This window comes from Vibrio aerogenes (assembly GCF_024346755.1).
Classification (GTDB): domain Bacteria; phylum Pseudomonadota; class Gammaproteobacteria; order Enterobacterales; family Vibrionaceae; genus Vibrio; species Vibrio aerogenes.
Map to the genome: position 1 here is coordinate 1,088,662 of NZ_AP024861.1, position 21,232 is coordinate 1,109,893.

Annotated in this window: 16 protein-coding genes; 4 read left to right on the forward strand and 12 right to left on the reverse strand. The window is 47.5% G+C overall.

Annotation, left to right across the window (positions count from 1 at the left end; translation table 11 throughout):
• Nucleotides 1-199 precede the first annotated feature (199 nt).
• The 12 genes from tnaA to OCV29_RS05075 form a co-directional block, all read right to left on the reverse strand.
• Nucleotides 200-1,627, reverse strand: coding sequence for a tryptophanase (gene tnaA / locus OCV29_RS05020; protein ID WP_073604739.1), 1,428 nt, complete (start codon nt 1,625-1,627; stop codon nt 200-202).
• A gap of 207 nt (nt 1,628-1,834) precedes the next feature.
• Complete coding sequence (tnaC, locus tag OCV29_RS23650) at nt 1,835-1,909, reverse strand: tryptophanase leader peptide (protein ID WP_073604740.1); 75 nt, start codon at nt 1,907-1,909, stop codon at nt 1,835-1,837.
• Nucleotides 1,910-2,192: 283 nt separating this feature from the next.
• Nucleotides 2,193-3,209, reverse strand: a complete 1,017-nt coding sequence (locus tag OCV29_RS05030; protein WP_073604702.1) for an ABC transporter ATP-binding protein — start codon at nt 3,207-3,209, stop codon at nt 2,193-2,195.
• Nucleotides 3,209-4,228 carry an ABC transporter ATP-binding protein gene (locus OCV29_RS05035; RefSeq protein ID WP_073604703.1) on the reverse strand — a complete coding sequence of 340 codons (1,020 nt, stop codon included), beginning with the start codon at nt 4,226-4,228 and terminating at the stop codon, nt 3,209-3,211. The genes OCV29_RS05030 and OCV29_RS05035 overlap by 1 nt, the downstream gene beginning before the upstream one ends.
• A complete protein-coding gene (locus tag OCV29_RS05040; protein WP_073604704.1) occupies nt 4,228-5,118 on the reverse strand; it encodes an ABC transporter permease in 891 nt (296 codons plus the stop codon). Before OCV29_RS05040 ends, OCV29_RS05035 begins: the two co-directional genes overlap by 1 nt.
• An 11-nt stretch (nt 5,119-5,129) precedes the next feature.
• Nucleotides 5,130-6,083, reverse strand: a complete 954-nt coding sequence (locus tag OCV29_RS05045) for an ABC transporter permease (RefSeq protein WP_073604705.1) — start codon at nt 6,081-6,083, stop codon at nt 5,130-5,132.
• A 12-nt stretch (nt 6,084-6,095) separates the two neighbouring features.
• Nucleotides 6,096-7,865: an ABC transporter substrate-binding protein gene (locus tag OCV29_RS05050; protein ID WP_073604706.1), complete on the reverse strand. Its 1,770-nt coding sequence runs from the start codon at nt 7,863-7,865 to the stop codon at nt 6,096-6,098.
• Between the two features lie 694 nt (nt 7,866-8,559).
• Nucleotides 8,560-9,870 (reverse strand): hemolysin family protein, encoded by a 1,311-nt coding sequence (locus OCV29_RS05055; protein WP_073604707.1) that lies wholly within the window; start codon nt 9,868-9,870, stop codon nt 8,560-8,562.
• 274 nt (nt 9,871-10,144) lie between these two features.
• The gene (locus OCV29_RS05060) at nt 10,145-12,583 is read right to left on the reverse strand and encodes a beta-glucosidase (RefSeq protein ID WP_073604708.1); all 2,439 of its coding nucleotides are present in this window, start codon (nt 12,581-12,583) and stop codon (nt 10,145-10,147) included.
• Between the two features lie 318 nt (nt 12,584-12,901).
• Entirely contained in the window at nt 12,902-14,326 is a 1,425-nt protein-coding gene (locus OCV29_RS05065; RefSeq protein WP_073604709.1) for a PepSY-associated TM helix domain-containing protein, read from the reverse strand.
• Nucleotides 14,327-14,594: 268 nt separating this feature from the next.
• Nucleotides 14,595-16,883, reverse strand: a complete 2,289-nt coding sequence (gene ptsP, locus OCV29_RS05070) for a phosphoenolpyruvate--protein phosphotransferase (protein WP_073604710.1) — start codon at nt 16,881-16,883, stop codon at nt 14,595-14,597.
• Nucleotides 16,884-17,138: 255 nt separating this feature from the next.
• On the reverse strand, nt 17,139-18,014 hold the full coding sequence (locus tag OCV29_RS05075; RefSeq protein ID WP_073604711.1) for a 5'-nucleotidase, lipoprotein e(P4) family: 876 nt from the start codon (nt 18,012-18,014) through the stop codon (nt 17,139-17,141).
• Nucleotides 18,015-18,321: 307 nt separating this feature from the next.
• Here OCV29_RS05075 and OCV29_RS05080 point away from each other — a divergent pair, with 307 nt between their 5' ends.
• From OCV29_RS05080 to cpaB, 4 genes are all read left to right on the forward strand, one after another.
• Entirely contained in the window at nt 18,322-19,305 is a 984-nt protein-coding gene (locus OCV29_RS05080; RefSeq protein ID WP_073604712.1) for a Gfo/Idh/MocA family protein, read from the forward strand.
• A 360-nt stretch (nt 19,306-19,665) separates the two neighbouring features.
• Nucleotides 19,666-19,938 (forward strand): Flp family type IVb pilin, encoded by a 273-nt coding sequence (locus tag OCV29_RS05085; protein WP_073604713.1) that lies wholly within the window; start codon nt 19,666-19,668, stop codon nt 19,936-19,938.
• Nucleotides 19,939-19,972: 34 nt separating this feature from the next.
• Entirely contained in the window at nt 19,973-20,425 is a 453-nt protein-coding gene (locus OCV29_RS05090) for a prepilin peptidase (protein ID WP_073604714.1), read from the forward strand.
• A 3-nt stretch (nt 20,426-20,428) separates the two neighbouring features.
• Nucleotides 20,429-21,223, forward strand: a complete 795-nt coding sequence (cpaB, locus tag OCV29_RS05095) for a Flp pilus assembly protein CpaB (protein ID WP_073604715.1) — start codon at nt 20,429-20,431, stop codon at nt 21,221-21,223.
• Nucleotides 21,224-21,232: the final 9 nt, after the last annotated feature.

The window sequence follows — 21,232 nt, forward strand, 5'->3', positions numbered from 1 at the left end:
CTTACAGAGGAAATGTTGCCGGGCCATTGCTGTGATGTTTGGTGACCCTGTGAGAATTAATATATGCCTGACAGCGTTGAAGATAAATTGCAGTTTCGTTTATGAATAATAAATGTATTGTTGTTAATCATATCAAAACCGGGGCAACACTCATTGTGTTGCCCCGGTTATTCAGTCAGATCATATTGTCGGAGTGGGTTCAGCCATTCGTATCTGTTTCTGTCAGTCTGGCTGTAAAGTGGCGGAGTACATCAGGCTCGTAGGTAAAAGTCAGTCCTTTGATTTTCGGAGCATTTTCTTTCACGTGACTAAAAGCTTCAATGATGAAATCCATATGTGTTTGCGTGTAGGTTGCACGGGGAATTGTCAGGCGGAGTAATTCAGCCGGACAAGGTAGTTGCTGTCCTGTTTGTGGATCGCGTCCTAACAGCAGGGAGCCGATTTCAACCGCCCGGATACCGGCCACTTTGTAGAGTTCACAAGCCAGCGCATGCGCAGGAAACTGACTTGCCGGGATGTGCGGTAATAACTTCCCGGCGTCGACAAATGCAGCATGCCCTCCTGCTTGTTGGCAACAGACACCGATTTGTTCCAGACCTTCCACCAGATACCGAACCTGACTAATCCGGTAGGCCAGCCAGTCCTGACGCATTCCATCATATAACCCGACGGCAAGGCGCTCCATGGCTCCGCCTTCCAGTCCACCGTAGGTCGGGAAACCTTCCTGAACCACGCACAAAGTCCGGCATTCCTGATAGACATCAGCCATCGACTCATCCTTAAAACAGAGCAGGCCGCCCATTTGTACCATCGCGTCTTTTTTGGCTGACATCGCCAGTCCGTCTGCATACTGATACATTTCACGGGTGATAGATTCAATACTCTGATCCTGATAGCCGGATTCCCGCTGTTGAATGAAGTAAGCATTTTCGGCAAAACGGGCCGAATCCATAATGACCGGAATCTCGTATTTACGGGCGATGTTATACACCGCCTTCATATTTGCGATAGAAACCGGCTGGCCTCCAGCTGAATTACAAGTAATCGTGTTGACGATATACGGGACGTTTTCCGCTCCGGCAGCAATGATGGCTGTTTCCAGTTTATCGGTATCGAAGTTTCCTTTGAAATCACTATCTACTGAGGTATTGAAGGCATCGTTGCTGTGCACATTTTGGATCCGGCAACCATTAATTTGAGTATGGCCCTGAGTAGTATCGAAAAAGTAGTTGGAAAGGGCTACCATTTTTGAGCGATCCAATCCCTTTTCTTTTTCGCGCTTTTTAATCAGAACCGGAATGTAGAGCTGTTCTGCGCCGCGTCCCTGATGTGTCGGAATCGTCAGTGCATATCCGAAGATATCTTTCACGGCATCAGCCAGCGCATAAAAGCTGCGGCTGCCACTGTAGGCTTCATCTCCCCGGAACATGGCAGCCTGCATATTTTGTGTGATTGAGCCGGTACCACTGTCTGTCAGCAGATCAATAAACACATCGTCACTATCGAGAAGAAAAGGGTTCATTCCGGCTTTGATTATCGCCTGTTCCCGGTATTGCCGGGTGGTTCGTTTGACGGGCTCCACGACCCGGATACGAAATGGTTCTGGCAGGTGTTTAAAGTTTTCCATGGTATTTTCCTGAATTTCTTTATCTGTTCGGTCATCGGTTGAAACAGACCCTGGAATCATTGCTGCACGAGGAAGACACACAAGTGGTGCCGGGGGTCTGGCAGAATGACTGAAATCAGTACGCAAAAGACAGCAAAAATCGGTTTGAAACCGGATAAGAACAGCGTGGTGCGTACCGATAAGCCCGAAAAGGGCAGAAAGACAGGGTTATTGAGCAGGAAAGAAGAAGGCGATTTTATAGTCGAGCGTAATCCAGTGCCGGGATATATTGAGCAGTGCCATATTTTTCCCCCTGAGTGAGTTTAAACATCAAAAGTGTGATGGGATGAACAGTTCAGATAATCAACCATACTCTGTTGACAGAGTCATTCTGGTTTTCTGAAAATTGTGACTCATTTAACATTTTATTAACCTTTCATCATGATGGATTCGTCAAATGAAAAGGATACCATTCTAAGTCATTTTCTGATCTGGATATATCTGGTTCCGCAAACCGCTCAAGCCATCCATGGGCGCTTAAACAAGGGCATCCATGCCCTTGTATGTTTGCTCTGAGAATCAGGGATTAACTGTTTTCATAAAGATGGCAGGCGACCCAGTGATCATAACCAGCATGCTGGTGGTTATGGGTTTGTGGGGCTTCCTTGCTGCAACGCTCTGTCGCATGTTTACAACGGGTCCGGAACGTACAGCCGCTAGGTGGATTGAGCGGGGAAGGCACATCACCTTCCAGTGGAATTTTACTGGACTTAATTGTCGGGTCCGGAACCGGAATGGCAGAAAGCAGTGCCTGTGTATAAGGATGTTTCGGGTTTCGGTACAGTTCTTCTGCCGGTGCCCGTTCGACCATCCGGCCCAGATACATCACACCAACTTCATCACAAATATGCTGGACCACTGCCAAATCATGGGCGATGAACAGGAATGAAATCCCGCGGGTTTCCTGCAGTTCTGCAATCAGATTGAGCACCTGAGCCTGAACGGACACATCCAGTGCCGAAACCGGTTCATCGGCAACAATCAGCTTCGGCTCCAGCACCAGTGCCCGTGCAATTCCGACCCGTTGCCGCTGGCCGCCGGAAAATTCGTGCGGATACCTGTTCAGTGCCTGAGGACGCAAGCCCACGATATTCATGACTTCAGCGATTTTAGCTTCGCGCTCTTTCACCGTCCCGATATTGTGAGTATCAAGTGGCTCACGCAAAATATCATGAATTGTCATTCGCGGACTCAGGGAAGCAAACGGATCCTGAAAAATAATTTGCATATGTTGACGCATTTCTTTCAGGCGTTTGCTGTCCATCCGGACCACATCTTCCCCTTCAATCAACACTTCGCCTTCTGTTGGTTCAATTAACCGCAGAATGCAGCGTCCGAGAGTCGATTTGCCACAACCGGATTCACCAACAAGTCCCAGAGTTTTCCCTTTATGGATTTTAAAACTGACATCATCAACCGCTTTACAGACAGGTTGGCGACGTTTAAGGAAGCTTTTCCCCGCCTGAAAATGCTTTTTCAGGCCGTTGACTTCCAGTAACAATTCGTCAGATTGTTTGATATCAGCTGAAATTGTCTCACTCATTATGCCACCTCCGATGCTTTAAAACAGGCTACTTTGTGACCTGGAATCAGCTGGCCATTTTTTTGTACATCACGCAGAACCGGAGAACTCTGATGGCAATCTGAGCTGGCGATGCCACAACGATCCGCAAAACGGCAACCTTTCGGCAAACTGAACAGATCCGGAACCATGCCTTCAATTGTTGGCAGACGGGGGACTTTTTTATCCCGCACGACGGGGATAGATTCAAGCAAACCTTTAGTATAAGGATGTTTCGGATTGGCAAATATCTCTTCAACTGTTCCCTGCTCGATCACTTCTCCGCAATACATTACGACGACACGCTGACAGGATTCTGCGACGACGCCAAGATCATGCGTGACCAGCACGACGGCCATATCCAGTTCCTGTTTGAGACGCAACATCTCATGCATGACCTGCGCCTGAATGGTTACATCCAGTGCTGTGGTTGGTTCATCGGCCAGCAACAGGGCAGGATGGCATGACAATGCCATTGCAATCATGACCCGCTGACGCATGCCGCCAGATAGTTGATGCGGATATTCATCCACCCGTTTTTCCGGGGATGGAATTCCTACCATGCGCAGCATTTCAACCGCCCGGTTTTTTGCTTCTTTTTTCGAGACCTGATTATGGTTACGAATCACATCGATCATCTGGGTACTGATCTTCAGCACCGGATTGAGTGCTGTCATAGGCTCCTGAAAGATCATCGAAATATCATTACCGCGAATTTTACGGTATTCCTTTTCACTCATACCAATCAGCTCACGGCCCTGAAACTGAATACTGCCATCAACGATTTTTCCCGGTGGTGAAGGCACCAGTCCCATCACTGCGAGCGAACTGACTGATTTACCACAGCCGGATTCACCCACAATTGCGACGGTTTCGCCGGGCATCACTTCAAAGCTGACGCCATTAATTGCCCGTGCAATGCCTTTATCGGTATTAAACTCAACCGTCAGATTATCTACTTTCAGCAGAGGTTGTTGCGATACAGAATCTTGACTGGACATTACGACACCTTCCTTGGATCAAGCGCATCCTGAAGTGAATCAGAGAACGTATTAAATGCCAGCACCAGGACGAACAGCATGCCTGATGCGGCAAAGAAGTTGCAGAAGTGGCCGGCAGTGACTTCTGAGCTGGCTTCAGCAATCATTAATCCCCAACTGATACTGTCTTTCACACCCAGACCAAGGAAACTGAGAATAACCTCACTCTTAATCGCTGTGATAAATAACAGTGTCATATCCACTAAAATGATATGCGACGTATTCGGCATTAAGTGCTTGAAAATAATCTTATAAGTAGGAACACCCAAAGAGTGTGCAGCTTCTGTAAACTCCATGTTTTTGAGTTTGATCACTTCCCCCCGGATAACCCTTGCGGTACTGGTCCAGAACGCCATGGTCATTGCAATATGCATGGCGTAAGGGTTGTCTTCCAGAGCGACAGCTATGGCTGCAACGAGAAGAAAATAGGGGATACAATCGATACTGTTCATCAGCCACAGTAAGAACTCATCCAGCACCGAGCCGGAATAGTATCCCATGAGTGAACCGGTGACTGCACCGATAAATGTAGAAAAAATTGCAACAATTAATCCGACTTCAAAAGCGGTTTTTGTGCTGTACATGGCCCGGTCAAAAATATCCTGACCATTGATGGTGGTGCCGAACCAATAAGTGGCCGTTGGCCCCATTTGACCTGAAGCCTGTAGCTCATCCCAGTTCTGAGCGATGACGCCAGACCAGGCCAGAATTGCAATCAGTAAATAAACCCCGACGATAAACAGGCTGAACATCCCGGTTTTATCACGGGTGAATTTAACAAAAGCTTTGGTCCACAGAGACTCCCGCTTCAAAGGTTTACCGACCAGTTGCTCGTTCATTATATCTGTCATTTCAACTGTCTCTATTTTAATGAAATCCGCGGATCAACCATTTTGTAGATCACATCGACGATGCTGACGACGCCGATAAATAAAAGGGTGACTAATACAATCACGGCTTTCAGGACCGGCAGGTCTCCGGTAGTAATGGCATCATAAGTGGTGAGTCCGACGCCGGGAATACCGAAGTAGCTTTCCAGCAGTAAAGAACCACCAACCAATACAAACGGAATGGAGAAGATGATCCGGGTAATAATCGGAATCAAGGCGTTTTTCAGCACATGCTTAAAGAGAATTCTCAGCGAAGAATGCCCGAAAGCTCTGGCTGTCCTGATATGATCCCGCGTCATTTCTTCGACAAGAATTGCCCGGTAAAAACGGGTACTGTAACCGACAGAAACGAAGACTGCGCAGAGGGTAGGGACGGTGACGTAATACAGATAGTCAGACAGAGAATGAACTTCCCAGCCATAGACCGGGAAGAGGTTCAAACCATAACTGGAACAAAAGATCAATTGCAGGGCGATGATGACGATCAGATAGGAAATACTCATGCCAACAACAGAGGAAGACATTACAGCCTTGTCAATCCATTTTCCCCGGTGATGCGCTGCAAACAGCCCCAGGCCGATGCTGATGATATGGCCGAGAAAAAAGCCGGGCAAGCCCAGTGCCAAAGACACAGGAATCGTATCAGCCAGAATTTTAGTGACTTCTTCACCGCTGGAATCTGAATAGCCAAAATCAAACGTCGCTATCTGACGCAGATAATCGATGTAGCGCACCATAAACGGCTGATCGTAACCCAGCTGATGACGGATGTTCTGAATATCCTGAATGGTCGGGTTACGCCCCAGTAAATCGTAGGTTTTATCCGGACCAAAGTAGACCATCAATACAAAACTAATCAGCGTTACCCCCAGTAACAGGGGTAAGCTATAGATCAGTTTACGGATACAATATCTCAATGTTTCCATGTCGTAACAACCTTATTTCACATCGACATATTTTAAGTAATTACCCAGAATATCCCGTTGTGGCCACATGATGACATTTTTATGCCACATACGAACGCGGGTGCGGGAGAAGCTTCCCATACCGACACAGTCATCAACCAGCATCTGGTTTAGCTGCTTGTAAATAGCTGTTCTTTCAGGGCTTGGCTGCATCACAGATGCCTTCTTGAACAGTTTGTCATATTCAGGGTTATTGTAGTTGGCACTGTTGGCACCAGGTGAACGGTTTGGTCCGTAGAACAGTTGCAGGGTATTTTCCGCATCCGGATAATCTAAGCCCCAACCCATCGGAACCAGCATGGTTTTACTCTGTTTCAGATCTTTATTGAAATCGCCGAAGTTGGCATAAGTTTTGAGCTTGATTTTTTTCTTCGGATAACCGATTTTCAGCAGGTTGCCACGGAATTGTTCATAGAATTGTTTATTCAGGACACTCGAACTACTGGCCGGGTAGATCATAACCGGCAGATTTTTGGCATTCCAGCCATTGTCTTTCAGCAGTTTTTTGGCACCGGCAATGTCTTGTGTAATTGAAGACTTATCCATATCCGGATCAAAGCCGTCAGTTCCGGGAACGATAAAGCCGGGATAAGCTTCTCCCAGACCCAGATAGAAACGGGAAACCCGTTCTGGCCAGTTGAATGATTTGATAATGGCACACCGCAGCGCTTTATTCTGCGCATTGATTTTCGGATCGCTGGAGCGGGCAAAATATTCATTATCAAAATTGAACATGTTAAAGACCATGCCGGATTCTCTTGCGACACGGAAATTATCTTTTTCAGCATATTCTGGTTTCAGTTTCACCGGATTTTTGGATGCCAGTACCGTTTCTAATTGCTCATTTTGCAGCGTGGTGTTAACAATTTCATTGCCTTTGCTGAACGAATTCCAGCGGGCTGAAGCCTGCTTAACCCAGTTGGCTTCGACCCGGTCTACGATGGGCAGCGTTTTGCCTTCCAGTGCAGCAATACCGGTATAAGCTTGTGTTTTTGGATCGTAACCCGCCTCTTTCAGGTGGAAGACTTCATGACGATAGCCCGGATTTTTGTCAAGAATGGTTTTGGTACTGTTATGTGAGGTGAGTTTAAATGGACCACTACCCACTGGATGCGTGCCGAATTTACGACCATATTTATCAACCGCTTCTCTTGGCACAAGCGCAGAATAGCCCATCGCCAGTGTATAAGTCATTTGCGGGAATTTCTGGGTCAGCTTGAGTTGAATCGTATATTTATCCAGCGCTTTTAAACCTTCCACCGGTTTACTGTAGTCTGCGCCATCTTTGCCCCACTGATCCAGGCCGACAATTTTATTGGTCCATAACCAGGCACCCTGAGACATATTTTTCGGGTCGAAGTGACGTTTGATTGAGTAAACAAAATCTTGCGCGGTCACTTCACGGCCTTTGCCGTCTTTAAATGCCGGATCGTCAATGAAGTGAACGCCGGGTTTGATTTTGATGGTGTAGGTCAGGCCATCTTCGGAGACCGTTGGCATATCAACTGCCAGACTTGGCTTCAGTTCATAAGGGACTTTCAGGTAGCGGTATTCATAAAGCGTATCATAAACCGCGGTGACAATCGTATTACTGTAGGTTGTACCGGACTGGACGGGATCGAATGTCGTTGGTGTGCCATCTTCAGAAAATTTGAGCACCTTGTCTGCTGCATTCGCCGTAAAAGCGAGAGACATCATGACAGCAAGCGGTAACAGCTTTGCTTTATTATTGATTTTCATCATACAAATTCCCTTTTGTGTTTTTGCAAAATATGGAAAATATTTAAAGATTGAAAAAGAATGTTATCGTACATTTATTTTGATTTATAAAACAATAACGGTTTAATTAAGACATTCCGCAAAGGATTGATCAAATCAGAATTAAAATCAAATTTTATACTAATGATGAAAATAATTATTTGATTTCAGTACTGAGTATGAAACTCAATGTTTTTTTTATTAGTTTTCAGGCTTAGGTTTGCAAGCATGAAATGAAATTGTTCTCATTATCTTTAATAATATATTTATGAATGACAGAGTCATGGAATTATATTGATGTAATCGTTTACTTAGGGTAATGCCATCAACGCCTGATGTTCTCGCGGTGTACTGTACGGATGAAGTATTTACAGAAATCTGACGATTATTCTCTCTACGCATGGTCTTAAAAAATTAAATATACTGTTTAAATATACAGTTTTTTATTCTGTGCGAATTGCCAGAAAGCCACTCTGTTTTCAAAATGGTTATTGAGTGAACAGTTGTATGAATTATATTTCTTAATTTTTGATTAATCATTCATTATAATTTATCGCAATGCAGACTGGTGAATAATCAGATAAGTTAAGTCAGATTGCTATATTCTGGTTTGATATTGTCATTATTTTGGCTTTTTTTTAATCAAACGGGCTCACTGTTATCCGTAAGCAACAGGAATCTATATTTTCTGATCTGGTTCAGGGTTTTGAATCACTCTGACTTTATCTATCCGGTTACCGTCCAGCGTCATCACTTCGAATTGCCATCCCTGCCAGTGGATTTGATCTCCCGCTTCCGGCAGATTGTTAAACAGCCACATCAACATGCCTCCGAGTGTATGATAAGCCCCTTTTTCTTCATCTTCACCAGGCAGGCTTTTGATTTTCAGGATATCCTGAACCACAACAATTGGAATCAGTCCATCCAGCATCCAGCTGCCATCTTCATTTTGAACAGACCATGAATCTTCCGGATGACGGTTTTTAAATTCTCCGGTCAGTGCTTCCAGCAGATCAAGTGCAGTGACAATTCCTTGTAAATCGCCATATTCATCCACGATGAATACCATTGGATCTCCGGTATCCCTGAAGTGTTCCAGTAACTGGGTTCCGTTCCAGTTTTCCGGAATATAAACCGCAGGTAACAGGGCATCAGCGATTCGGTTGTGATTCAGTTCTCCTTTGAGCTGTTGGCGGAGCAAATGTTTGGACGATGTAATTCCCTGTATATGCTCAAACCCACCCTTACAAACCGGAAACCAGGCATGTTCTGAGTTCAGCAAGGTTTGAAGATTTGTTGAGACCGGGTGAGAAGCATCCAGAAAGATGGTCTCACTTCGGGGGGTCATCAGAGAGGTGACTTTACGTTCATCAAGTCTTAATGCATTGCGAACCATTTCATGCTCATGCGGATCAATCAGACCGGTCTGAGAACCTTCGTCTAACACAGCTTCAATATCTTCTTCCGTCAGCTCTGTTCTTTTTTGTGCCCGTTCACCACAGAGAAACAGAATAAAATCCGTTGAGCGGGCGAGTAAAAAAACAAAGGGTCTGGCACTGGTGGCTAAGATCGAAACCGGAAATGCCATCATCCGGGCAATCTTCTCCGCATGTGTCTGGGCCAGGCGTTTAGGCACCAGTTCCCCGATCACGATGGTGATGTAAGTGATGCCGATGACCACAATCGTGGTTGCAACGCCGGTACTGGCCTGAACGCCGAACCCCGAATGTTGTAACAGCGTCGCTAAAGGTCCGGCCAGCGCTGATTCACCGAAGATCCCGTTCAGCAGACCAATCGCGGTAATGCCGATTTGAACGGTAGAAAGAAATTGTGTGGGCTCTTCCCCCAGCCGGATTGCATGTGCTGCCGCTTTATCGCCTTCTTCTGCCTGCTTTTGCAGACGATTTTTTTTGGCTGTGACAAGGGCAATTTCAGACATGGCTAAGATCCCGTTCAGTAAGATCAGTGCCATCAGGATGATTATTTCCAAACAGAACTCCTTAGGGACAACAGACTCTCGTTGTTCGTCCCTGCATTTATGTATCCGGTTATCTTCATTATACCTATGTATTTGAGGGCTGTTTGAGTGATACAGCGATACGGTGAATCCAGGTTTTTGAAGCAGCAAAGGGACAAACAGTAAGCGGTTTTCATCAAGAAAAATGTTAACTGTGCATAAGAATAAGTGTTTGTTTATCGTGTTTGTTTATAAAAAAGAAAAACATCAGGCGGGATATCACGCCGCCTGATGAAGTTCCCGGAGATTATTTTTTGACCGTCACAAAAGAGGCAGCGGTGATGCCTTTGGGTAACGCCAAAGCCCCCGGTGTCGTTTGACTGACCACCAGTTCCCGGCGCACAGAAAAACTGACAGGCTGAATGCCGGTCATATCAGATGAGCTGCTGATATATGCCTGATAAGTTCCCGGTTCGACAATCCACTGGTTCTTCGCTGAATCAAAGCTTGCCAGCGTTTGAGCCGGAATTTCAAATTGAATATCCTGAGACTGGCCCGGTGCCAGAGTCAGTGTTTTCGCAAACGCTTTCAGTTCAGTTGCTGGTTTTTTCAGTTTGACTTCAGGCGCGGCAATGTAGACCTGTGCAACTTCTTTACCTTTCCTGCCCCCCGTATTTGTGACGGTAGCCTGCAAACGAATGAATGGTGCATTGTGTTCGCTGCTCAGCGCATTGGTATTGACCGTGGCATTGTGGATATCAAAGGTGGTGTACGATAAGCCATAGCCAAACGGGTAGGCGACTGGTTTTTTGAATGTCTGGTAATAACGATATCCGACATAGATATCTTCATTATAATATTCACTGTCCAGTACGGCATCACCGTTTTCATCAATACCGGGGAAGTTTCGGGCACTGGCGGCAGACGGGACATCTTTATAATGAAGCGGGAAGCTCTGCGCCAGTTTACCGCTTGGGTTGACATCACCGGATAAAATATCAGCCACAGCGTTGCCGGTTTCCTGCCCCGGCATGTAGGCCAGTACAATACCGTCAACCTGATCGCGCCATTCGCTGACATCGGTCACCCCCGTGACATTCAGTACCACAATGACTTTTTTATGTTGCGCATGAAATGCTTTGGATACCCGTTGAATTAACCGGAGTTCATCTTTGGAAAGCAGGTAATCTCCGCGCACGGCTTGCCGGTCAGCATCTTCACCGGCATTCCGGCCGAGCGTAATGACAGCCGCATCACTGGTTTGAGCTGATTTGTGAATCAGTGATTTCAGCTGACCGACTGGCTCCGGGCAGGAAACAATGTCAGAAATACCCAGAATTCCTTTTTTGACCGTTTTATTCGCTGCAAAATATTGGTCATAGAATTTTTGCAGCGATGGATTCAGGGTAAACCGTTTGTCCAGACCTTGTGCAATATTGATCACATAAGGTGAATGCACATCGCCGCTACCGGTTCCGCCCTTATATGTATTGAGTTGTGTTATACCAAACGAGGCAACTTTGGCTGATGGACTCAGTGGTAAGGCGTGGCCGGTATTTTTCAGCAGAATAATCCCTTCATCTGCTGCCTGTCTGGAGAGTTTTGCATGTGATTGCAAATCCGGGTGGCTGGAAAAGCGGTAATGCGCGGCTGAAGGGGTTTGCAGCATCTGACTAACCAGATGTTGTACATTGCGGTCCAGTGTTGCCTGGCTGATCTTTCCTGACTGATATCCGGCTTTGACCACATCAGCCCAGTCACCTAAATCCTGTCCGATACGTTGGTTGACGACATTGCTGCCGCCGGGCTGAATGACGTCTGTCCCGGCATTGACCAGATCAACCGGGTTTTGACCGGCAAACCAGTCACTCATCACCAGACCGTCATATCCCCATTCATTGCGCAGCACTCCGGTGATCAGGTCTTGACGTTCACCAGCGTTTTGACCATTGATTGAGTTATATGAGGTCATCAGCGCCTGCGGATGTGATTCCTGTACAGCATAACGGAAACCACGCAGATAAATTTCCCGTAATGCCCGCGGTGTGACAACGGCATTCACCCAGTAGCGATTGGTTTCGGAATTATTGGCTGCGAAGTGTTTGATGGTTGTGGCAACGCCCTCACTTTGCGCACCATTCACAATGGCGGAAGCCATCATGCCGGCCACCAGCGGATCTTCTGAAAAGTATTCAAAATTACGTCCCAACAATGGGTTACGCTGAATATTCATGCCCGGAGCCAGCCAGAAGTCCACGCCGTACTCTCTGGCTTCGTTGCCGATGGCCTTACCGACCTGACGGATTAAATCCGTATTCCAGGTGGATGCCAGCAGCGTGCCGGTCGGGAAAGCAGTCGTATAGTAGGTTTGCTGATCATTGTTTCTGGCCGGGTCAATTCTGACGCCAGCCGGGCCATCGGCCAGCCGGACAGCGGGTAAATCAATACCAGCGTCGGGATCAGAAACGCCATGGATATATCCTGCAACTCCCGGTACGACAGAGCCAAGATTCACAACGTCACTTTGCGCGGGGGTCATACCGGCACCAACCAACATTTTCAGTTTTTCATCATTCGTCATTTTGGCAACGATTTTTTCTGCCTGATGCTGAGCCTTTTTATTCTGTGTGACCTGTTCTGTATCTGAATCTGAATTCAGATAGGTACATGCATTCAGTGAGAAAAGTGATGAGATAACCCCGGCCACAATCGTGGTCTTAAACAGGGGATGGGTTTTAACGGACATAAATAGCCTCTTCATAATCAATACAACAAGAGATTTCCGGTGAAAAATGAAATACAACATCCCGGGTCAACAAAACCCGGTGATGGAACTGATACCGGAAAGGATAGCGGCCTATCATAAGACCAGAACGTCTTTATGAAAATGATTGATTATCAGGTTATGGTGAATCAGTCCACTGACATGTATGATTTGGGAAAGAAGTCACATTTGCCAGTTAAATCAGAGGATTACCCTCAGACAAGTTGCGGGTTATCCTGATCGGACAGGGCGGCATCAGTGATGTCGCCCTGTCTTCACCGGGCCGGGAAGGCAACGCATTCAGACAGAATGCGCGGATTGCAGTGTCTGTGAACGCCGCCATCTGATGGCATCAAACACCACAAATATCAGCAGGCTGATCCCCATCACCGGCATGGCAAAGCCCAGCAGCGCAGCAATGATAATGATGATCCATCGCTGCGGAGCAGTCAGCACGATCCAGGCGTGCATCAGGGTCTGAGCCGGGGAGCCGGGCTGGGGCCGGCGTTGCCACCACATCCGGTATCCCCAGATGACCATGGCACACAAGGTCAGTCCGAAAGCCGCCAGAATCAGCTGATTAGGCAGACCAAACAAAACCCCCATGTGAGCATCAATACCCCAGCGGATCAGCTTTGCCACCAGCGGAAAATCTTTAAAATCAGCCCGGCTGGTGACCGTCATGGTCCGGGCGTCAACGGCAACACTGTCCACTTGTGTTGGCCATGAGCGGTCGATTTCCCTGACTTTCCAGGCTTTGTCCGGGGAAGCAGCGGGGCGAATCTCAAGTTTGGCTGCATCGATACCGGCATCTCTGGCTGCCTGCAATACCCCATCAAATAAAGCATCTGCCGGATGAACCGTTAATTGGGTGTTGTCTGCCGTTATCTGGTGATCTACATGCGGGTTTATATGCTCTGCATGCGGGGTATTTTGTGTTACCGCAGCGGGTTTGGTTGCGGCAGAGGGAATATCATTTAACCGGAGAGAGACAGATGGTGTGACCCAGCCAATGCTGTGACGCCACTGGGCAATGTTGCTTCCGGCCCATTTGGACCAGGTCAGTCCGGTTGCAGAGATAAAAAATAACCCCAGCATAATGATCAGTCCGGCCTTTGTATGGTTTTTCCGGTGCCGGATGTAGGCGTTCCGGGAATTTGCTTTGGCGTAGCGGCGACGGGAGGTCCACCACAGAATCAGTCCGCCGGATGCGGCTATCCACATCCATGATGCAGCCAGTTCGCTGTAATAGCGTCCCACCGGACCTAACAGCAGGTTTTGATGCAGATAATCGAGTTTAATTCTCAGCGGCAGAATACCGCTGGTGCCGTAACTGGCGAGTGTCCCGCGAATTTCCAGTGTGACTGGATCAACGAAAACGGTTTGCAGCTCCCAGCCATATAAGCCGGGGTCTTTAAACATGACCCGGGTGGTCATGCCAGCGCCGGTTGCAGGCCGGACAGCCCTGAGCGGTAAGTCTTCCGGCAGGCTGTTGCGGGCTGACTGAATTTGTGCCAGCAGGGGCTGAGGTGTACCGCGGCTGTCTGTAATCAGTTCATGGTGGTAAATCATCCGCTCAAGCTGAGGCGTCATCACATAAAGTGTGCCGGTCAGTGCAGCAATGAAAATAAATGGCCCGACAAACAGCCCGATGTAAAAATGGAGCCGTGTCAGGAAAGCCAGTAACAATTGACCGGCTGACTTCTGAGATGTTGTATTTGCCATAACTTTACTTGGTTGATTGATATGTTTTTATTTCCCGTTTGAGTATGACAGTCCGGTTGAGACGGGCTCTGTCAGACGGGAATTTTCTATAATAACATGATTATCATTAATAAGACCCGGACAAACGACCTGCTGGCTTGCATTTGCTTCTGTTTGTCCGGATGATTCATGGTCTGACATATTTACAGGTCACAGGTCACAGGTCACAGGTCACAGGTCACAGGTCACAGGTCACTGGTTAAGTCATCACTGGCTGAATCATCAACGGTCATATCGTGATTGGTTCGTGTGGATTCGGGGCCCTCTCTGTAAAATTACCGGCCAGTGACCAGTGCTGCATCAGGAATTGATTTCCCAGCTGATAGATTTTATCCGCCGTATCCAGTGCCAAAGCCTGATCCAGTAAAGCCTCACACTGCTGAACGGAAACCTCCCGGATTAAACTTTTGATGAGCGGAATTTTGGAAGCACTCATACTGAGTTTCCTGATGCCCATGCCTGTTAACAGAACGACGGCAATCGGATCCGCGGCCATTTCCCCGCAAATACTGACCGGAATATCCCGCTCTTTTGAGAGTCTGCCAATTCGCATCAACTCATGCAATATGGCCGGGTGGAGCGTGTGATACCATTTACTGACCAGTGGATTGTTGCGATCAACCGCAAGCAGATACTGGCTCAGATCGTTGGTTCCGACAGAAATAAAGTCAATCTTATCAGCCCAGAACGGCAGCAGCGGAATACAACCGGGAACTTCGACCATGATTCCCGTGGGCGGGCGCGAGACCTGATAGCCTTCTTCTCTGAGTTCGTCGACAAGCTTATCAATCAGATTCAGGCACATATCCAGCTGTTCCGTGGTACTGATCATGGGCAGCAGCAGACGCAGTTGCGGGTGTTCTGCCGTTGTCCGCAGCAGGGCGCGTAACTGAGTGGTAAACAGTGACAGATTATCCAGTGTATACCGGATACCGCGCAGCCCGAGTGCCGGGTTGTCTTCCGGGATCAGCGGCAAATAGGGGAGTGGCTTATCCGAGCCTACATCCAGTGTCCGGATACAAACTGGTTGATCGCGGTATTGCGACAATACATGGTTGTACAGGAAGACCTGATCTTCTTCAGATGGCAGCGCCTGACTGGCCATAAACGGAATTTCCGTTCTGAACAGGCCAATCCCTTCTGCACCGTATTGCAGGCCCGGTTCGATATCAGCCTGCAGGCCGGTATTGGCCAGCAGCAGCACCGGTTCATTATCTTTGGTTCGTGTCGGTTGGTCAGAAAGTGCCAGTAATTGATCAGACAGCTGTTGCCGCTCGGTGGCAAGGGACTGATATTCTGCCAGCAGGGTTTCTCCGGGGGAAACAATCACTTCCCCCCGGTCCCCGTCCACAATAATCATATCGCCGTCTTTGAGTGCCAGTTCGCCGGTCCCCATCACTGCCGGAATGCCCAGTGCATTTGCCAGAATGGCAATGTGCGACAGAGAGGCACCACAGGAGCAGACGATGCCGGTGAGGTTTCTGGTCGACAAACCTGCCATGGTGGAAACACTGATGCGCTCACCGATCAGAATCAAAGGTTCGCCGGTGTCGTTTGCGATCAGGTTATCGCTGCCAAGCCAGATTTGATAAAGCTTATCTCCTAAATGTTCCACATCTTCATGCCGGGCCTGAAGATAAGGATTGTGCATCGCCATGAATTTTTCACAAAAATGACTGACGGCATGCTTCACCCCCCAGGGAATATGAAATCCTTTGGCAATTTCATTGGTGACTATCCGTTCAAAAGCCGGATCCTGAAGCATCATTTTTCCGACATCGGTAACGGATGCTAACCCTTTTGAAGCCGCCTGCTGGAGGAGTGTTTTTTCACGGGCAAACTCAGTCAGTGCTGTATTTTTGATTTCCTGCCAGCGGTTCAGCTCAGCCATGGTGTCTTGAATCTGTATCGGCGTGACTGCGGAGAGTTCAGGGTGACGGGCAATGATGACTTTTCCGATTGTCAGACCTGGTGCACCAGACACACCGCGATGGAGGTGATTCTCTGGCGTGATTAAATGCTCGTGGCTGGAAAAGGAATCCAGCAGCAGGGCAAGGTGGATGGCGATTGTTGACAAAACCGCTTCCTGCTCCGGTGTCAGTGCGACCGGCTGGCGGCTCTGAACGACCAGCACACCATTGACCTGCCCCCGGTAGACGAGAGGAACACCACAGAAACTGCGGAATTTTTCTTCTTTGGAATGACGGACATAAAAATAACCGGGATGTTGGGACGGCTCGATAATATTCAGCGGCAGCTCATTTTTCAGAATGATGCCAACCAGTCCTTCCCCTTCTGGCAGGATGACCGGATGGGTTTGGATCAGCCCGTGCGTTGCCAGCATTTTCAGGCTGTTATCCGGTTGCCGGCGATAGAGTGTACAGACATCAACCTGAAGTGTTTCACTGAGTTTTTCCAGAATATGATAAACCTGCTCTTTGACCGAATCTTCCCTGGCTGCAGATAAAATAATCTGAGTGAGTGATGCAAGCGCGTCGGCATTTATCATGTCCCGCATGGTGTGATTACTCCCTTGAATGTGAGAACTGAGGTGTTTGCCGTACATGCGATATCAAGGCAGAGACAGGATTGTCAGAAGTCAGGAATGAAGGGCCGTGAGCCAGCCTTCATATTTCACCGTACAGCGGTTTTATATAACGCGCTATTGGCGGATTTGGCAAGTAGTTTTATGCAAGGAGGGGAAAAGAGTTTTTCCCCTCTCGCTTTCAGCTGAAATCAGGCTGATTTTATGCGTTCTGAATCAGCGGAATGACTATTTTCCCGACCATGAATTCAGCACATCAATTTTTTTCTGACGACGCTGAGTGGTGGACAGTTGATAGTTATGACCAAAGGCAGAACTTTCAAAAGAGCCGTAAGCCGGGTTTGGCAGCATAAACCAGTCGGTTCCCCAATGTTTCATATTTTCGCGGTATGCTGCTTCTCTTTGTTTCAGATCTCCGGACGCTTTGTCTGTGAAGTCGCCAAAGTTATCCCCAAGCATCAGCAGCACACGGTAACTTTTCGCGATCAGAGCATCACGGTTTCCTTTTGCTGATCCCCAGTCTGGTTGTTCACCTTTGGTCAGCAGCGTATCGGTTTGACCATTTCCCATCGGGAAGCCCAGAGCCTTCATATTTTCATACGTGGCCTGTTCACTGACTTTTTTACGGTTGGTGACATAAAAGACGGTCACACCTCTGGAAGCTGCGTAACGGGTGAATTCAACGGCACCAGGCATCGCTTTCGCGGTTTGACTCTGAACGTATTTTTTCCATGTGGTTGAGCTGTAACCCTGACCGGTTTTGATCAGATAGGCTTCATACGGACTGTTATCCAGAATGGTTTCATCACAATCAAGAATGATCGCTGGCGGTAATTTTGAATAGCCTGATTTTTGCATTTCAGGCAGCGCAGTCCGGCGGGTATTTTTCAGTGCGTGATCAAGCTGTATTTTTGCCAGATGGAAAATGTTACGCACATTGGCTTTATATTCGACTGAATTTTGCATCCATAAGGTTGCGTTTAAAAGATCGTTTGGTTTAGGGGATTCAACTTTGGTTGGCACTGTGGTGTTCACACAGCCTGAAACCAGCATGGCAGCTGCAAGGCATAAGCCGTATTTTTTAGCCGCAGAGTTTAACTTCATTCATTATTCCTCTTCTTTGACGTTGTCATTATTTTTTCTGTCTGTGACAGAATTTACACCCGCCTTACCTGATAATGCAAATTGATTGATATGTCAATATATTGTTAAATATAAACACGGTTCACATCGGTGCAGTGCGCTAAAATCCCACGAATGATACAGATTTTGGTTTTTGTACAGGTCAAATGTTTTTATATAAATCAGTCTCTTGCTCAGAACCCTCCTCAATTCTTGCTGAACATGCATCTTGGGGTTATCTGGGTATACAATACTTCACTGGTTGAATTGAACAACGGAAGAAATAAGAATGATTCATTTTGCTGTCATCGGTACCGGCTGGATTTCTGAAGCTTTTGTTAAAGCTGCCCATCAGACCGGAAAAATGCAATTAACGGCAGTTTATTCAAGATCACTCGAATCCGCGCTGACATTTGGTCAGGCATTTGATGTGAGTCTGTATTATACCGATCTCAAAGAACTGGCTGAAGAGACAACGATTGATGCGGTCTATATCGCTTCGCCGAATGTGATGCACTGTGAGCAAGCCATACTGATGATGGAACATGGCAAGCATGTCATTTGTGAGAAGCCTGTTGCCTCAAATTACCGCGAAGCTCAGCGGATGGATGATGTCGCCCGACGTCAGCAGGTCGTCTGTATGGAAGCCTATCGCTCCCGGTATCTGCCTAATTTTGCGCAAATCCGTGCGGCAATGGAAAAAACCGGCCCGGCGACGAGAGCCTTCTTCAGTTATTGCCAGTATTCCTCGCGGTATGACAAATACCTTGCAGGAGAGAATCCGAATACATTTAACCCGGCTTTTTCAAATGGTTCTGTCATGGATATCGGTTTTTACCCGTTGGCAGCGGCAGTCGCATTATTTGGCCGTCCTGAGTCAGTCAAAGCCGAAGGCCGGTTGCTGGACTCCGGAGTGGATGGTGAAGGCTCACTGATATTAGGTTATCCGGACCTGACGGTCATGATTCAGCATTCGAAAGTTTCAGACTCGGTGATTCCGAGTGAGATTCAGGGCAAATATGGCGCGATTGTGATTGATCATATTGCGGACATTCAGTCGGTCACCGTCCATTACAGAGATGGAAATACCGAAGAGATGACGGTCTCACAACAGGAACAGGGGATGTTTTATGAAGCCGATTTTTTTGCTGAAGCGATCATCAATCATCAGTTCCCGGACAGAAAAGAAACCTTGCTGACTGCGGAATTACTCACAGAAATTCGCCGTCAGATTGGTGTGATTTATCCGGCAGATCAGGCCAATATGGATTGAGCGTTGACCCGAATCCTCTTTCTCTCCTCTCTTTTTTTCCGGCGGGCAACGCCCGCTATTCATCGCTTGCAGACCGTTGAACTAAAAAAATATGTAATTTTATACATTAATTTGAACAACACCGGATTATGCACAATACTTAATAAAATTATATGCTTCTCTCTCCATATCTCTTCCGGTGCCCGGAACCCGTACGGAGAGTGAGTTAATTTATCCGTGCGGTCAGTTAAGTGGTATGAGTGAACGGTGTATCGAGAACCGGTTTATTGAATAAGATTGATGTTTATAGCAATGAATCAATATCCATAAACCAATACCCATAAATCAATGCCCATAAAATGAATACCTGGAGATGAACGTATGTTGGCTCAGTTATGTCTTGCAGCAAAGCGTGCTGTTGTTCGGTTTAAAAATGATATTCGTGGTGTTACCGCGATCGAATATGCAATTATTGGTGTGGCCGTATCCGCCATTGTGCTGGCTGTTTTTGTCACGGATACCGGTGGCCTTAAAGGGGCTTTAAGTGATGCTGTGACGACGATTTCCGACAATATATCTGCTGCTGATGATAGCAGCAGTAGTAGCAGTAGCAGTAGCAGTGGAAATAACGGCAATGGAAACGGTAATAACTGATGGTAGATTAAACTAAACGGTTGATTATTGCCTGATGTTCATTCTGAACTGGCCTCTGGCTGGATGGTTAAGTCTGGCTGGCCTTTCACTCATCGTCTGCTTTTATGATCTGCGTGAGCGGATCATTCCTAACTCTGTCTGTCTCATAATTTTTACGATTGCGCTGATGATCTCTCCTGTTTCTGTGACTGTGGTGTGGGCCGCGCAGGTCACGGGGGTTGTCTGCCTGCTGCTGGTGTTTTACCGGTATCAGGTCTGGGGTGGCGGAGATATTAAATTATTGCTGGCATTTCTGCCCGCAATCAGTGAGAAGTTTCTGTTGTTAACGATGACACTGATCGGTCTGACCGGGGGTGTCTTGTGTGCGTTTTATCTGGTTTACGGGGCTTGGACTGATATGGAACAGGTCCGCAAGAAAGGGTTGCCTTTCGGTATTCCGGTTTGTTTCGCATGTCTGTTTGGTATTACTGCTTCGCTGAAAGGTTAACGGATGCGCTCAAAGCTATTGATGATTATGGCAATTATTGCTATTGGAGCCGGACTCGCCGGAATTTTCTTCTCCGGTGAGAAAACACCGGAACCGAAGGTCTCCGTTGTTAAAACACCACCGCATGAATCTGTGTTTTATAAAGTTTTCCGGGCGGGAAGTTTGATTAAGCGGGGCGCTCATGTGCACCGGGAAGATCTGGAAATTGTCCGTTTATCTGAATCTGAAGCCCGCCAGCATGGGATTGATGGTGACAGCTTGTTTCAGCTGAACCCGCAGGCTGTGTACCGGGCCAACCAGAATCCGGGAGATTTTGTGTTGCGGCAGGACATTGTGCTGCCGGATGAGCCGGAATTCATCGGGTTAACCATCGCACCTGACTGTGTACCTTATCCGGTGGCGGTTGATCCGGATGCTGTCGTGGGCGGGATTATCCGCTCCGGTTCTTATGTGGATGTGCTGGCTCTGACCGGCGTCAGCAATCGCACATCAGAACTGAGGCATCTGCCGGCAAAAAATATCACCATTAATCCGGTGCTTACACATATCCGGGTGCTGAAAATCGAGCCGGGAGAACACAAGATCGGCGACAGAGAAAAAGTTCAGGATCATCTGATTCTTGAAGTGACGCGCAAGCAGGTTGCCAAACTTATGGTCGCCAGACAAATTGCCAGACTGGAGGTTTATCAGTCTGCCGGGGTGGCTTCAGCAAAAGAGCTAAGGGCCAATGCCGGAGATGTGCTGCCGGATTTTAAAGCGGTGAAAGAATTGCGGGCAAATGAAATTGTTGTCAAATAATGTGAAGGA